Source organism: Enterococcus sp. AZ170 (assembly GCF_050545135.1).
Taxonomy (GTDB): Bacteria; Bacillota; Bacilli; order Lactobacillales; family Enterococcaceae; genus Enterococcus_L; species Enterococcus_L ureilyticus.
Genome location: NZ_CP172947.1, coordinates 1,539,134 through 1,552,517, shown reverse-complemented (window position 1 = coordinate 1,552,517; position 13,384 = coordinate 1,539,134). Strand labels below are relative to the sequence as shown.

The following is a 13,384-nucleotide window of genomic DNA, read 5'->3' as shown; positions in this document are numbered from 1 at the left end:
CGTAATTATTTTACTTTGCAGGGTTCTTACCAATGAATATCCGGAATAAACAGTAAGGTTTTTCTCGTTGGTCTTCACCCTTGTGAAAGCCAGCTTGTCGCTGTAATTGGTTGTCATTAAAATATAAATATTGATCAGGACCAATTGATAAGGTGTCAGGCCACAAAATACGAGGGTCGTGGGTTAAGGTTTCCATTGAGCCGTCGGGATTGATGACGCGAATACTATTATTTTCATAGTCACCTGCATATAGGGTACCATCTTCTGCTGTAATCATGCCATCAGAAGCCCCTTTCTCACCCCAGTCTTTAACATGTGACTCTAGTTCAACGTCATCAATGTCTTTGTTAAAGATCAAGTCAGTTTCGAGTGAGTACAAATGCCGACTAGACAAGGGACTGAAGAACAAGGTATCGCCATCGTGAGAAATTGCAATCCCATCAGCCGCTACTTGCCAAGCGGAAGTTGAGCCATCAGCTTCACGATTCATCAAAATTTCACCTTCTACTTTAGGAACAAATTCTGGATCAACCGCAGTTGAGTGAGTCCCATCCAAAATACGAAACGCATCACCAGTACCTAAATCAACCACAATCAACGCACCTGGTCCGGTAATGGAAGAATCGGTAATATATGCTACGCCTTCAGAACCACGACGCAAATCAATCCGTACATCATTCAAGTAAGTAGAATCAAGAACTACATCTGTTGAGAATGTATATATCTTGCGAATTTGATTTGTACTTAGGTCAACCGCAACCAATTTTGCTCCTCCTTTAACAGGAACATCAAAATTGGGTGCAGCAGTATCCAATACCCACAAAGTACCTTCGCCGTCAGCAACAATACTTTGTACACTTAGGAATCCACTTTCAGGATTTTTTGGATCAAAAATATTAGCTTCTTGACTAGGATAAGGAACTAATTTATCATCCACTATTTCGACCACGGTTGCTTTGACATTGTCGCCCCATTCAGGGAAATTTATAAAAATTCTTCCAGTTTCTGATATACTAACACCAGTTGGCATTTCGTCGTAAAATGCATGGACTTGTTCTAGTTCGCCAAAATATTTTTCTTTTGGATAATTCATCTTGTATCTCCCTTTCTAACGGATAAAAATTATTTCACTTCTACTTCAAAATTTAAAACACCACATGCTAAGACATGACCAAACATATTAAAGCCTAAAAATGCAGGGGTAGAATCCTCAGGAATTTCTACTTTATCAATATCTAAAGCCCAAACAGTTAAGAAATAGTGATGTACACCATGGCCTTTAGGAGGTGCAGCACCGATATATTTTTTTACACGCGCATCATTTGGCAACTGAATCGCTCCTGATGGCAATTTTGAGTTGGATTTGTTGCCAGCATCCTGTGGCAATTCACTAACTGAGGCCGAAATATTTAATACTGCCCAGTGCCAGAATCCTGATCCGGTGGGTGCATCTGGATCGTACAAGGTAACAACGAAGCTCTTCGTGGTATTTGGAGCGCCTGACCAGCTAATCTCTGGGGAAATATCTTGACCACCTTCGATACCGAAATCACCAGACATAAATTTCACATTGGAAAGTGCGCCATCAACAATATCTTTACTTGTAACCTCGAATGATGAGACGTCTTGTAAACCTAAAAATGGATCATTCATATTACATCCTCCTTTGATAACTAACATTCTATTTTGTGACATCACTAGATTAAACCTCACCAAATAAAATGTAAATTAGGGAATTTTTTTATACCTTTGATCCTTATGCTAGCACTAGTTTAAAATTACTCAAAAATCCTGTTTGCCAGATTTCTTCTGATTTCAAATAAACCTGACCATAATCAACCAGCCATCCATGCAAGTTCTGCGCCTGTTGATTGGTAAAGTCAGATGGTAGCTCAATTAACGACTGTAATTTAAGATAGGTGAGCGCCTCTTCTAGTCCTAAATGGTTAAAAATTCGTTGTGCGTATTTATCAGCAATAAATACGATTTTCTTAAAAACAAAAACCAGTAATACATCGGCAGTTTCATGTCCGATCCCCTGAATATTCAATAGCTCTTCACGCAACACAGTCAAATCTTTTTCTTGTAAAGTGGCAATGTTATAATCGTAGCTTCGAAACCAGACAAAGACTTCCTTTAACGTCTGTGATTTATTTTTGTAAAACCCGCTAGGACGGATTAAGTCCTGCAGTACCAACAGATCAATCTCCGCTAATTTTTTCGGTATAAAGCCAATTTCATTTCTAATATTAATTAATGAATAATCAACATTTTTCCAACTAGTATTCTGAACTAAAATTGAACCTACCACGATTTCCCATGGATTCTCCGTATTCCACCAGATAGAGTGATCCATCGCTTCACTCAATGTTTGATATAATTCTTCGATATTTGTAATCATTTTTTCTCCTTTGAAAATAGCCCTCGTTATTCCAAGTTTCTTTGATTAATAGCAATTTAAACATTCTTCTTCAAGGGTACCCGCATTTTTGTGATTAAATTCCTCTCCCCAACTGTATAATTGTTCAATCACATTTTTTAATGAATTACCATATTCGGTCATACCATATACAACCATTAGGGGCTTCTCTTGAACTACCTTGCGATAAATCAAACCATCCCTTTCTAAATCTTTCAATTGTAGAGAAATCATTCTTCTAGTTATTCCTGGAATAAGCTTCTGCAACTTGTTATAGCGACATTCGCCATCAAACATCAAATGGTATAAAATAACACTTTTCCAACGACCTGAAATTAATTGTAAGGTTGATTCAACAGAACAACCATTTTCGCAATTGTATATTTTTCTTGTCATAATAACTTTGCTCCTCTTAGTTATGTCTGCGATTATAATAAGTGATTACTTACTTTTTGTAAAACAATTCAACTCCTTCCATCAAGAAATGAAAGTATAAAAAAAACCCTGATTTACAAAAAGTTTTTATATTGACTATTTACTTGTTTTATTTATTCTTTGAAAAAAAGAGCAAGATTTTTAAGTACAAAATCTTGCTCTAGTGTCATGCTTCAAGTTTCTGATGTTCACTTGTTTCTACTATTTAATTTTCTAAATTTTGTAAAAGTCTACTTATCTTAATTGGTCGATAATCGTACCCAATTTCAGTTAGTAGCTCTTCCCAATTTTTATTTATTCGTCTCATAATCGTATCAATTGATGGTAAGGCTTCTCTATCGTATCTTTTCCTAAATTCGGTCATAGATAAGCTTTCTTCCAAGTTCAATCGAACAATTTAATTTTTCAGGCTTGTTAAGAGTTCAAAATCTGTTACAAACCTTCACTTGTGATACCTTCAAATTCAATAAATTCTTGAATTAATACCATCAATTCTAAATCATTTTTTTCTTTCCAAATTGTTCGATGATCTTTTACTGTCATCAGCCACTCACCCTTTCATTTGTAAAAAAGTACTTTGGCTTGTCCATTTTACACCTGCACCAACTGCACAGGTTCTTCTCTATATTTAGTAGACTCATCCCCTAATCTACTAAATTGGGGCATCGTTTTGGTATTTTAGGAATCCTTTTTGTCGTCAATTTCACCTATGATTTCCACCTGTTTTCTGACAACACAGGTAGTCAAGTTGGGATAATCAAGGACAATCACAGCAAATACGCACGATTTTCTTAAACAAAGCCAAAAGAAAAAGCCCTTGATATCAAGGACTTTCGCACTTTTTTCTTACTCGGGCAATCTAAGAAACACTTATCTTCTAATTTCTTTAATACGAGCTGCTTTACCATGTAATGCACGTAAGTAATAAAGTTTCGCACGACGAACTTTACCATAACGAACTACTTCGATTTGAGCAACACGTGGTGTGTGTAATGGGAATGTACGTTCCACACCAACACCATTAGAAATTTTACGTACTGTATAAGTTTCACTGATACCAGCGCCACGGCGACCGATAACAACTCCCTCAAATAATTGGATACGTTCGCGTGTTCCTTCGACCACTTTCGCATGTACGCGAACAGTGTCTCCAGGACGAAACGCAGGAATATCCGTACGTAGTTGTTCTTGTGTTAATTCTTGAATTAATGGATTCATTCTTTTTTCTCCTCATTCCAAACATTCTTATGGCACTGCCACAGCGGAATATCGTAATAGTTGAGCGCTTTGCACTCACTGAAATAGTGTAACATAGCTATTCTTTGCTGTAAAGAGATTTTTCTTGTTACACTTTAAATAGTCCCTTCTATCACAAGCAGATCCAAATATTGTTGCAATTGATTTATCAACTTACCTAGGTGAATGCCATCAATAAGACGGTGATTAACTTGAACTGAATAGGGTAATAACAAATGATTCCCATGTTTTTCAAACTTACCCCATATTACTTTTGGAATCGAATCATCTCGGTCTAAACTTAATTCATTCCCTAAATTTGTAAATGAAAACCACGGTAGACAAGAAAACTGTATCATTGTATCTTGCGGGTACTCTGATTTAGGAAAATACATCTGTTGGGCAGCACTTACTTTTTTCGCTTCATCAGAAAATTCCTTCATCGTTCCTTCAAAATCAAGTGTCATAATATGGAATAGTTCACTGTTTGCTTTTAAATCAGTAAAACTAGGAATTAGATAATCGAGCAAAACTACCTAATTGTCACAAATTTTATAACGAAAGTTTTCGATGCGATTAATGATTTTGGTCGTTGCATATACCAAGCCATAATAAAAGGAAATCTCATTGCATTTTGCGTAGTGATAAAAATGCGTTACGTCAATTTGAGTCGTGATATCATACAGAGGTAGGCTATTACTAGAGAAAAAATCAAAGTGTTCTTTACGCTCCCATTTATTTTGATCAATAACTGTTGCTGGTATGACCATCGATACACCTCCTCTAATATGATTCAATTTAGGCTAATGCTACACTTTTTCATTGTAGATTTCTTCTAACCATTTTAATTGTTGTCCAGTTAATTCTACTTTTTTAAGCATATCTGGTCTACGCTCAAAGGTTCTTCGTAACGACTCTTTTTGCTGCCATTCATCAATTAATTTATGATTTCCATTTGTAAGTACTTCTGGCACGTTCATACCATTGAATTCAGCAGGACGGGTATATTGCGGGTGTTCCAATAAACCTGTTGAATGCGAGTCAGTTTGAGCGGACAATTTATTCCCTAATACATCTGGCAACAAACGAACCGTTGCATCAATCATAACCATCGCACCTAACTCACCGCCTGTCAAAACATAATCTCCCAAAGAAACTTCATCCGTAACAAGAGAACGAATCCGTTCATCGTATCCTTCATAATGACCACAAATAAAAACTAGATGCTCTTCTTCAGAAAATTCCTCCGCCATTTTTTGATTGAATCGTTTCCCCGCTGGATCTAGCAAAATCACACGTTTTTCAGTTTCTGGTGATACTTCTTCGATCCTTCGTAAATTATCATAAATCGGCTGAACCTTTAAAAGCATCCCAGCACCACCGCCATAAGGATAATCATCCACTGACTGATGCTTATTATCTGAGTAATCACGAAAATTGGAAATATTGATTTCCAGTAAATTTTTCTCTACAGCTTTCCCAATGATCGACTCCCCCATTGGGCCTTCAAACATTCTTGGAAAAAGCGTCAATACATCAATTTTCATCGTCAATCAAACCTTCAGGAATTTCTACACGAACGATGCCTGATTCTAAATCAATAGATTTAACAACAGATTCGATATAAGGAATCAACACATCTTTTTTCTTCGGTCTTTGAACAACCCAGACATCATTTGCGCCAGGTGAAAGAATTTCTTTTATCTTTCCCAACTCTTTGTTATTTTCATCCACAACAGTCAAACCAATGATTTCGTGATAATAAAATTCATCCCCAGGTAAATCTGTCAGGTCCTCTTTTGACACTTTCAAAATCCCATCACGATACTTTTCAACATCATTGATCGAAAAATGATCTTCAAAAGTCACAATATCAAAATTTTTATGTTTCCGATGGGTTTTGATCGTTAATTCAATTGGTTCCTTTTTTTCTTGAAATAGCATCAATACCGATCCTTTTTTATAACGCAGCTCTGGAAAATCAGTTTGTGAGATCACACGAACTTCTCCCTTCAAGCCTTGAGTATTGACGATTTTTCCAACGTTTAAATATTCAGTCACTTAAAACCCTCATTTCAATATTTTGTCTTTTTCATTCTACCATTTCTATAGAACGAATTCTATTATATAGAATAAAAAGAAAGCCATTCTAAAAAGAATTACTTTCTTTTTTATCCTATTAAGCGTTAACTCCTGTTACTGTTCCATAGATCAAGAATAAATTCAAGGCAGTTAAAACAACAGCGATGATCCAAGCTAGCACTTTGACCCACATAGGATTGGCAAATTTGCCCATAATTTTTTTATCACTTGTATACATCGTTAAGGGAATAATTGAAATTGGTAATGCGATGCTTAAGAATACTTGGGTATACAATAATAGATCTTCCACTGCTGATTCTCTACCACCATAAAGAATGACACATATAATCACCGGTACGATCGCAATCAGACGTGTGACGACTCTACGCATCCATAAAGGCATTTTTAAATGAATGAAGCCTTCCATAACGATTTGTCCAGAAAGTGTGCCTGTAATCGTAGAATTTTGACCAGAAGCAAGTAATGCAACTGCAAATAAGATACTTAAAACCGGACTAGCAATATTCCCAACAATATCTGGGTTTTTTAATGCATCGAACAAATCTACAAATTTGCCTAAGTCACTATTTGTTCCATAAAATAAAGCGCCACCTAGAATCAGTAATAGGCAGTTGACGATAAAAGCCACAGTTAATTGGATATTTGAATCCCAAATCGTGAAACGAATGGCTTTGGCTTTTTCTTTATCATCATTACGATCGAATTTTCTTGCTTGGGCAATTGAAGAGTGTAAATATAGGTTATGAGGCATAACAGTTGCCCCAACAATCCCTAACGCCAAAAAAAGCATTGATTTGTCACTAGCAATTTTGGGATCGGGGATAAAGCCACGAAGTACTTCGCCAATATTTGGATCAGCCAGTGCTACTTCATATGCAAATACAAAAAAGATAACAGCAATTAAACAGGCTACAATTGCCTCAATTTTTCTAAATCCTAGCTTTGTTAAAAGCAATAATAACAAAACATCGAATGTCGTAATCAATACACCAATCAATAATGGAAAACCAAATAATAATTGCAAAGCGACCGCGCCGCCAATCACTTCGGCAATATCTGTGGCCATGATTGCCAACTCTGTAATAATCCATAAAACGAACCCAGTTTTCTTATTAGTATGTTCGCGTGTCGCTTGGGCTAAGTCTCTACCTGTAACAATCCCTAACTTGGCTGCCATACTTTGAAGTAGCATAGCAATCAAACTCGATAATAAAACAACACTCAATAATGCATATTTATATTCAGCACCGCCAGCAATGGAAGTAATCCAGTTCCCTGGGTCCATATATCCCACTGCTACTAATGCACCGGGGCCGCTATAAGCCATCAATGTCCGCCAAAAACTAGCATTTTTGGGAACATCAACAGTATTATTAATTTCTTCTAAACTAGGACCATTTGCGTAATCCAACAACTTTTCTGCTTCCTTTTTTTCCTCTTTCATCATTTATCCTTCTTCCAACTATAAATCATCAGGTTTATATTATTTATTTTTTAGGGACACCATAATATTTAACATAATTATAGACCTCTCATTGTTGCTTGTAAATAGAAAACCTTTAGCTATTTTTTTATTTAGGGCTAAAGTAGGATGTTTCTAGTCGTTCTTTTTTGTATAATGTTTTTAGATAAGTTACCTCCTTACAACTTTGTTCGTAAGATTTGATAAATAACAATGGTAAAATAGGTAGAAGACTTTTATACTATAGATAGTAATTTTAAGGAGATGATACAAATGAGCATCGCGCTTTCAAGAAAAATTATCAATTGCATTTCAATCGTGGGGATTATAGCCACAATTGCTGTGACGATTTATTTTATACGATTAGGTGTTTTTAAAGATGTAGACGCTTTGAGAGGGTTAGTCGGTGACTCAGTTATCTTAGGTCCAATACTATTCATGCTGATCCAGATTATTCAAGTGGTGATCCCGATTATTCCTGGAGGCATTAGTTGTGCTGCTGGTGTACTGATCTTTGGTCCCTTCGCAGGATTCATCTATAATTATGTAGGGATTGCGATTGGCTCTGTCATCATTTTCTTATTAGGTCGTCAGTATGGAAAACCGTTTATTTTAAGTTTAGTTAGTGATAAGACTTATAATAAATACATTGGCTGGTTGGATAATGAAAAACGTTTTGAGCGTTTATTCGCTTTAGCAATTTTTCTGCCAATAGCTCCTGATGATGCGCTCTGTTTGATGGCAGGCTTAACTAAAATGTCTTTAAAGAAATTTACATTGATCATTATTTTAGCAAAACCTGTTTCCATTTTCTTATATAGTTTAGCTTTGATCTATGGCGGCACATTTTTAAACGGTTTATTAGGCTTTTAGAGCGTAAAAATATATAATAGAAACTGTAATGATAGGATGCAATTGTATCCTATTTTCTTTTCTTCTAATTTGTATAAGGGTGGATCAGATGATGAAATACTTAAAAAATAGTTTTAAAAATATGTTAGATTTTTTCTCAGGGACTTCAGCGTATTTTCGTGATGTTTTATTGATGCATGGTTTTATGCTTTTTGTTCTCTTACCGCTTTTAGCTAGTTCTACTCGTTTTATATTAAAACAAGGAAATATCAGTTATTTATCTTATGATACGATTCCAGTTATTTTGACAAGACATCCAGTCGTTCTACTTGCTTTGATTATTGTCTTATTGATGATTGTCATTGCTGTTTTTTTTGAATATACTTTTTTGCTTTTGAGCATTTTTTTCATAAAGAAAAAAGAACCAATTGCACTGACTAATTTGCTTAAAGGAACACTTCTTCAACTAAAGAAACTTAAATTCAGTACCATTTTGTTTTTTTTATTTTATTTTTTCTTGGTTTTGCCATTGAGTGGATTGGGTTTTAACTCAGATTTACTTGCAAAAATAAAGATTCCAGCATTTATTATGGACTTTATCTTTGCCAATCGTGTAACAATCATTGCATTCGTTATCTTAGGCTATTTGCTCTTTTTCTATCTGTCTATTCGTTTGATTTTTGCCTTACCAGAAATGATTTTAAGGGATGTTCCCTTTCGTCAAGCTGTTACTGAAAGTTGGCGCTCAACAAAACAGCATTTCTTTAAAATCTTAGGACAGTTTATCGTGATCGGTGGTAGCATTCTTCTGGTTTTTATTATCAGTTCGACAGTGATCTTAAGTGTTCAAGCAATTATTGAAACAACATTCCCAAACTACGCTTTAGTGAGTGCCGTTATTGGAATGACGCTTTTACAGTTTATTTTGCTACTTAATATTGTCTTCTCTACTGTGGGAATCTTCTATGTAACAATCGATTATATGGATGACCAAGGCTTTTTGCCAGATTTACCCCAGTGGTTTTTTGATCAGCCACAACAGCAAAAAAAGGAATGGACAGCCATAAAAGTTGGAACATTTGCCTTTATTGCAACGATTTTTGGTATTGGTGTGGGAGCTTATAATACAGACTTTCTAAGTAGACCCTCGTTAACAGAGCCATTAACCATTTCTCACAGAGGAGTCGATGCAGCAAATGGTGTTCAAAATACTTTGACTGCTCTTGAGAAGACAAGTTTAGAGAAGCCCAGTTATATAGAAATGGACGTTCAGGAAACAAAAGACAAACAATTTGTCGTGATGCATGATTTCAATCTAAAAAAACTGACTGGTATAGATAAAAGACCTAATCAATTAACATTAGCTGAATTGACTCAACTGACTGCCAAGGAGAATGGGATGGAGGCGAGTGTTTGCTCTTTTGATCAATATTTAACTAAAGCCAAACAACTCAAGCAGAAGTTATTGATTGAAATCAAAACGACACCGCAAGATAGTCCAGATTTAGTTGCCCGTTTTACCAAGAAATACCGCCCGATTATTTTATCTGAGAAGCATATTCTACAAACGTTGACATTTAGTACAGCAACAGAACTAAAGGAACTGGAACCGCAATTTTATGTTGGTTATATTTTGCCATTCAATATCGTTGGGCCGCCTGTTTCAAACGTAGATTTTTTTACAATGGAATATACGACATTAAACCGAAACTTTATTAATGCAGCCCATAATGATGGTAAAAAAGTCTATGCTTGGACTGTTAATGATGAAGATACGATGACACGTATGATGTTTTATGGCGTGGACGGCATTGTTACCGATGAATTGAAATTACTTAATAAAACAATTAAAACTGATTTAGATGAGCTAACTTATTCAGATAAATTACTTCATTTTGTTATTGGCATTGGCTAAATAAAAAGAGCGAACTATAATTTTTTTATAGTTCACTCTTTTTTATTTAGAAGCCATTCGAGTTTTCCCCTCTTGGCACAGGTATAGAAGCGGACAAATATTACATTTAGGATTTCGAGCTAAACAGTGGTAACGACCGAAAAAAATCATCGTATGGTGTGTTTTGACCCATAATTCTTTAGGAATTTTTCTCATCAATGTTTTTTCTACTTCCATAACATTTGCCTCTAATTTACAAATGCATAAACGCTTTGATACGCGCTCTACATGTGTATCAACTGCAATCGCAGGTTCTCCAAATGCATCACCCATCACAACATTTGCCGTTTTACGGCCGACGCCTGGTAAAGATACCAGCTCTTCACGAGTTTCAGGCACTTTTCCATCAAACTGATCTAATAATTGTACAGCACAAGCTTTAATATTCTTTGCTTTATTTCGATACAAGCCAATCGTTTTGATTTTTTGAATGATATCGTCTATTGGTGCTACCGCAAGGGCCTCAGGTGTTGGATATGCAGCAAATAAGGCAGGTGTGGCCTTATTAACAGAAACATCCGTAGCTTGGGCACTTAAAATAACAGCAATTAATAGTTGAAATGGACTTTTATGTGTAAGTTCGCATGCTGCTTCTGGGAACATATCATACATGATTTCTATCGCTTCCATTGTTTTCTCTTTAGAAAGCATTTATCTACCTCCTACTCACTATCTTCTGGATTAAGCCAATTGTGTAAGGTAACTTTTGGAATTGGCTCATTTTGAGCACCTTGTTGTTCGATTTCTTTTTGGATAAGCACTTGTTTTCGTCGTTTTTGATCTTCTGCAACTTGTTCTTTTGTCGTAATATTTTTACGCTCCCAAGCTAATAAGATCCGATCGATATATTTTAAGCTATAAGCTTGATTTAACACTGCTTCTCTTAATGCTAATCGAATAAGTTCCGGTTGGTAGTGATCTGTTTCTAACCACTGACCGATCATCTCAAGCTCGATTGGCGATAGTTGGCGACCAAACTCTTTTTCAAATCCTTGATAAAGCTGTTTGATTGTTTCTTCTGATGTGATTTCTTTTTGTTTTTCTATCTGCTTTTGTTGTAAAAGACCGATCTTTTCAAAAATGGGTAGTAAATCATACGTATCCATCATTTGGCCTTGATCATTCTGTTTTGTTTCAATGATTAAAAATCCACGTGAAACAAGTTGATTCAATAATTTATAGATAACATCTATAGGTTTTCCCATGATCAAACTGATCTCAGCCAAATCTGGAAATAAATCTCCTTTAGCTTGAGAACGAAATAATTGTAGCCAAAATAGAAACTCTTCATCGGTTAGACCAATTTTCTGATAGTTCTCGATTACTAAATTGGAGACAGTTGTTTCACCAGCATTTAGGTATTCTTTGATTGATAACATAACCGCTCCCTCGTTTCTGTTGCTCAATAACAGCATTACTCTTTAATTTTATAGACATCATAATAAATTGATTTCATATAATCGATCAAATATTGTGGATTCAGCGTTTCACCTGTTGCATCTAAGATCAATTGATTTGGCTTTCTCGAAGCACCATATTGGTGGATATGCTCTGTTAACCAGTCTTTGATCGATGAGTAATCTGCACTAGCTAAAACGGCATCTACATTGATTTCTTTGCCCATCGCATGACGTAATTGCGCAGCGTACATATAACCTAAAGCATACGAAGGAAAATAGCCAAAACTACCGCCTGACCAATGAACATCTTGAACAATTCCTTCTAAGTCATTAATCGGACGAATGCCTAAATACTCTTCATATTTGTCATTCCAGATTTGTGGTAAGTCCGCTACAGAAACCCCTTCATTAAAAATCATCTTCTCTATTTCATAACGAATGATGATATGCAGTGGATAGGTTAAACTATCTGCCTCAATTCGGACTAAACTTGCTTTCGTTTCCTTTAAGGAATCGTAGAAAGTCTCAAATTCAATATCATCAAAAGTACCTTCTGTACATTTTTGGAAAAAAAGGAACTGTTTTTTCCAAAAATGTTTATTACTTCCAAGAATAATTTCATTAAATAGCGACTGAGATTCATGGATTCCCATCGAAGCACCTGCCGAAAGGGGTGTATGATCATATTTTGGGTCAATACTTTGTTCATAAATACCATGACCGGCTTCATGAATAACGCCAAATGTTGCCATCGCAAAATTTAACTCATCCCAACGTGTCGTGATTCGCGCATCATTCCGATTTAAATCCAACATAAATGGATGAACGGTATCATCTAAACGTCCTCGAGAAAAATCATAGCCTAACTGCTCTGCAACTCCTATAACAAAGGTTCTTTGCTGCTCCTTTGTGACACGTCTCGATAAAAAATCTGTACGTGGTATCGTTCCTTTTTCAGCAATTTTCGCTCTGATCTCCATAATACCAGATTTCACTTGCCCAAAAATCTGATCTAGTTTTTCAACACTTAGGTCTGGTTCGTATTGATTTAATAGCACATCATAATTTGTGGCTTCGTCTTTCTTCCAATATGGAATGAACTCTTTCAAAAAATCAACGATTGTTTGAATTTCATTTTTCATCTGAGCAAAATCTTTAGATTTCCTAGCCTGTAGCCAAGCATTATGCGCGTTAGTAAGTGCCGTATTGTAAGCTTGCATCCGATTCGTTGGAATACTGTGATTTAGCTCATACTCTTCTTTGACCTTTTTGTAAACCGCTAATCCTAGTTCTGATAGCTCATCCGAATGTGTGTCAAAATAAGTCAATCCTTCTTGAATTTTTGGCCCAACGCTGCGCTCAAATGCCATCCCAGATAGATAGCCTACAGTTTCTCCGCGAAAGGCACTACTAGCTTCTGGCATTCCTGTTTGGCTATCCCACTCCAGTAATCCCAATGCTTCCTTCAGCAATTCGATTTCTTTTATCTCTTGTAAAAATTCTTGTTCTTTCATATTATTTTA

The 13,384-nt window shown here is 35.8% G+C and carries 12 protein-coding genes and 3 pseudogenes; 2 read left to right on the top strand and 13 right to left on the bottom strand.

Features of this window, described 5'->3' with window-relative positions; genetic code table 11:
* Positions 1-10: 10 nt before the first annotated feature.
* The 10 genes and pseudogenes from IGJ55_RS07510 to IGJ55_RS07465 form a co-directional block, all read right to left on the bottom strand.
* A complete protein-coding gene (locus IGJ55_RS07510) occupies positions 11-1,093 on the bottom strand; it encodes an L-dopachrome tautomerase-related protein (protein ID WP_430607958.1) in 1,083 nt (360 codons plus the stop codon).
* Positions 1,094-1,122: 29 nt separating this feature from the next.
* Entirely contained in the window at positions 1,123-1,653 is a 531-nt protein-coding gene (locus IGJ55_RS07505) for a YbhB/YbcL family Raf kinase inhibitor-like protein (protein WP_430607955.1), read from the bottom strand.
* A 103-nt stretch (positions 1,654-1,756) separates the two neighbouring features.
* A complete protein-coding gene (locus IGJ55_RS07500; protein ID WP_429949945.1) occupies positions 1,757-2,401 on the bottom strand; it encodes an endonuclease III domain-containing protein in 645 nt (214 codons plus the stop codon).
* Positions 2,402-2,446: 45 nt separating this feature from the next.
* The gene (locus tag IGJ55_RS07495; RefSeq protein ID WP_429949946.1) at positions 2,447-2,815 is read right to left on the bottom strand and encodes a winged helix-turn-helix transcriptional regulator; all 369 of its coding nucleotides are present in this window, start codon (positions 2,813-2,815) and stop codon (positions 2,447-2,449) included.
* A gap of 244 nt (positions 2,816-3,059) precedes the next feature.
* Positions 3,060-3,287 (bottom strand): annotated as a pseudogene (locus IGJ55_RS07490) (hypothetical protein); the annotation flags it as partial.
* Between the two features lie 437 nt (positions 3,288-3,724).
* On the bottom strand, positions 3,725-4,072 hold the full coding sequence (rplS, locus tag IGJ55_RS07485; RefSeq protein WP_010761540.1) for a 50S ribosomal protein L19: 348 nt from the start codon (positions 4,070-4,072) through the stop codon (positions 3,725-3,727).
* A 134-nt stretch (positions 4,073-4,206) separates the two neighbouring features.
* Positions 4,207-4,860: pseudogene (locus tag IGJ55_RS07480) on the bottom strand (CatA-like O-acetyltransferase).
* A 39-nt stretch (positions 4,861-4,899) separates the two neighbouring features.
* Positions 4,900-5,637, bottom strand: a complete 738-nt coding sequence (gene trmD / locus IGJ55_RS07475; RefSeq protein WP_069639701.1) for a tRNA (guanosine(37)-N1)-methyltransferase TrmD — start codon at positions 5,635-5,637, stop codon at positions 4,900-4,902.
* Positions 5,627-6,151, bottom strand: coding sequence for a ribosome maturation factor RimM (rimM, locus tag IGJ55_RS07470; protein WP_069639700.1), 525 nt, complete (start codon positions 6,149-6,151; stop codon positions 5,627-5,629). The genes trmD and rimM overlap by 11 nt, the downstream gene beginning before the upstream one ends.
* Positions 6,152-6,269: 118 nt before the next feature.
* A complete protein-coding gene (locus tag IGJ55_RS07465) occupies positions 6,270-7,637 on the bottom strand; it encodes an Nramp family divalent metal transporter (RefSeq protein ID WP_430608137.1) in 1,368 nt (455 codons plus the stop codon).
* Positions 7,638-8,138: 501 nt separating this feature from the next.
* Here IGJ55_RS07465 and IGJ55_RS07460 point away from each other — a divergent pair.
* Positions 8,139-8,528, top strand: a pseudogene (locus IGJ55_RS07460) (TVP38/TMEM64 family protein); the annotation flags it as partial.
* A 91-nt stretch (positions 8,529-8,619) separates the two neighbouring features.
* Positions 8,620-10,422 (top strand): glycerophosphoryl diester phosphodiesterase membrane domain-containing protein, encoded by a 1,803-nt coding sequence (locus tag IGJ55_RS07455; protein WP_069639698.1) that lies wholly within the window; start codon positions 8,620-8,622, stop codon positions 10,420-10,422.
* 42 nt (positions 10,423-10,464) lie between these two features.
* Here the strand turns inward: IGJ55_RS07455 and nth are convergent, their stop codons facing one another.
* From nth to IGJ55_RS07440, 3 genes are read right to left on the bottom strand one after another with little or no spacing between them, the layout of a single operon-like run.
* Positions 10,465-11,112: an endonuclease III gene (gene nth, locus IGJ55_RS07450; protein WP_430607952.1), complete on the bottom strand. Its 648-nt coding sequence runs from the start codon at positions 11,110-11,112 to the stop codon at positions 10,465-10,467.
* 11 nt (positions 11,113-11,123) lie between these two features.
* On the bottom strand, positions 11,124-11,840 hold the full coding sequence (locus IGJ55_RS07445; RefSeq protein ID WP_069639696.1) for a DnaD domain protein: 717 nt from the start codon (positions 11,838-11,840) through the stop codon (positions 11,124-11,126).
* A gap of 35 nt (positions 11,841-11,875) precedes the next feature.
* Entirely contained in the window at positions 11,876-13,375 is a 1,500-nt protein-coding gene (locus tag IGJ55_RS07440; protein WP_430607948.1) for a carboxypeptidase M32, read from the bottom strand.
* Positions 13,376-13,384 lie beyond the last annotated feature (9 nt).

What these genes read in the sequence shown, in the direction of transcription:
- trmD (WP_069639701.1), bottom strand. Translation starts at nt 5,637, where the DNA reads ATGAAAATTGATGTATTGACGCTTTTTCCAAGAATGTTTGAAGGCCCA.
- rplS (WP_010761540.1), bottom strand. Translation starts at nt 4,072, where the DNA reads ATGAATCCATTAATTCAAGAATTAACACAAGAACAACTACGTACGGAT.
- IGJ55_RS07495 (WP_429949946.1), bottom strand. Translation starts at nt 2,815, where the DNA reads ATGACAAGAAAAATATACAATTGCGAAAATGGTTGTTCTGTTGAATCA.
- IGJ55_RS07465 (WP_430608137.1), bottom strand. Translation starts at nt 7,637, where the DNA reads ATGAAAGAGGAAAAAAAGGAAGCAGAAAAGTTGTTGGATTACGCAAAT.
- IGJ55_RS07440 (WP_430607948.1), bottom strand. Translation starts at nt 13,375, where the DNA reads ATGAAAGAACAAGAATTTTTACAAGAGATAAAAGAAATCGAATTGCTG.
- IGJ55_RS07455 (WP_069639698.1), top strand. Translation starts at nt 8,620, where the DNA reads ATGAAATACTTAAAAAATAGTTTTAAAAATATGTTAGATTTTTTCTCA.
- IGJ55_RS07510 (WP_430607958.1), bottom strand. Translation starts at nt 1,093, where the DNA reads ATGAATTATCCAAAAGAAAAATATTTTGGCGAACTAGAACAAGTCCAT.
- nth (WP_430607952.1), bottom strand. Translation starts at nt 11,112, where the DNA reads ATGCTTTCTAAAGAGAAAACAATGGAAGCGATAGAAATCATGTATGAT.
- IGJ55_RS07500 (WP_429949945.1), bottom strand. Translation starts at nt 2,401, where the DNA reads ATGATTACAAATATCGAAGAATTATATCAAACATTGAGTGAAGCGATG.
- IGJ55_RS07445 (WP_069639696.1), bottom strand. Translation starts at nt 11,840, where the DNA reads ATGTTATCAATCAAAGAATACCTAAATGCTGGTGAAACAACTGTCTCC.
- IGJ55_RS07505 (WP_430607955.1), bottom strand. Translation starts at nt 1,653, where the DNA reads ATGAATGATCCATTTTTAGGTTTACAAGACGTCTCATCATTCGAGGTT.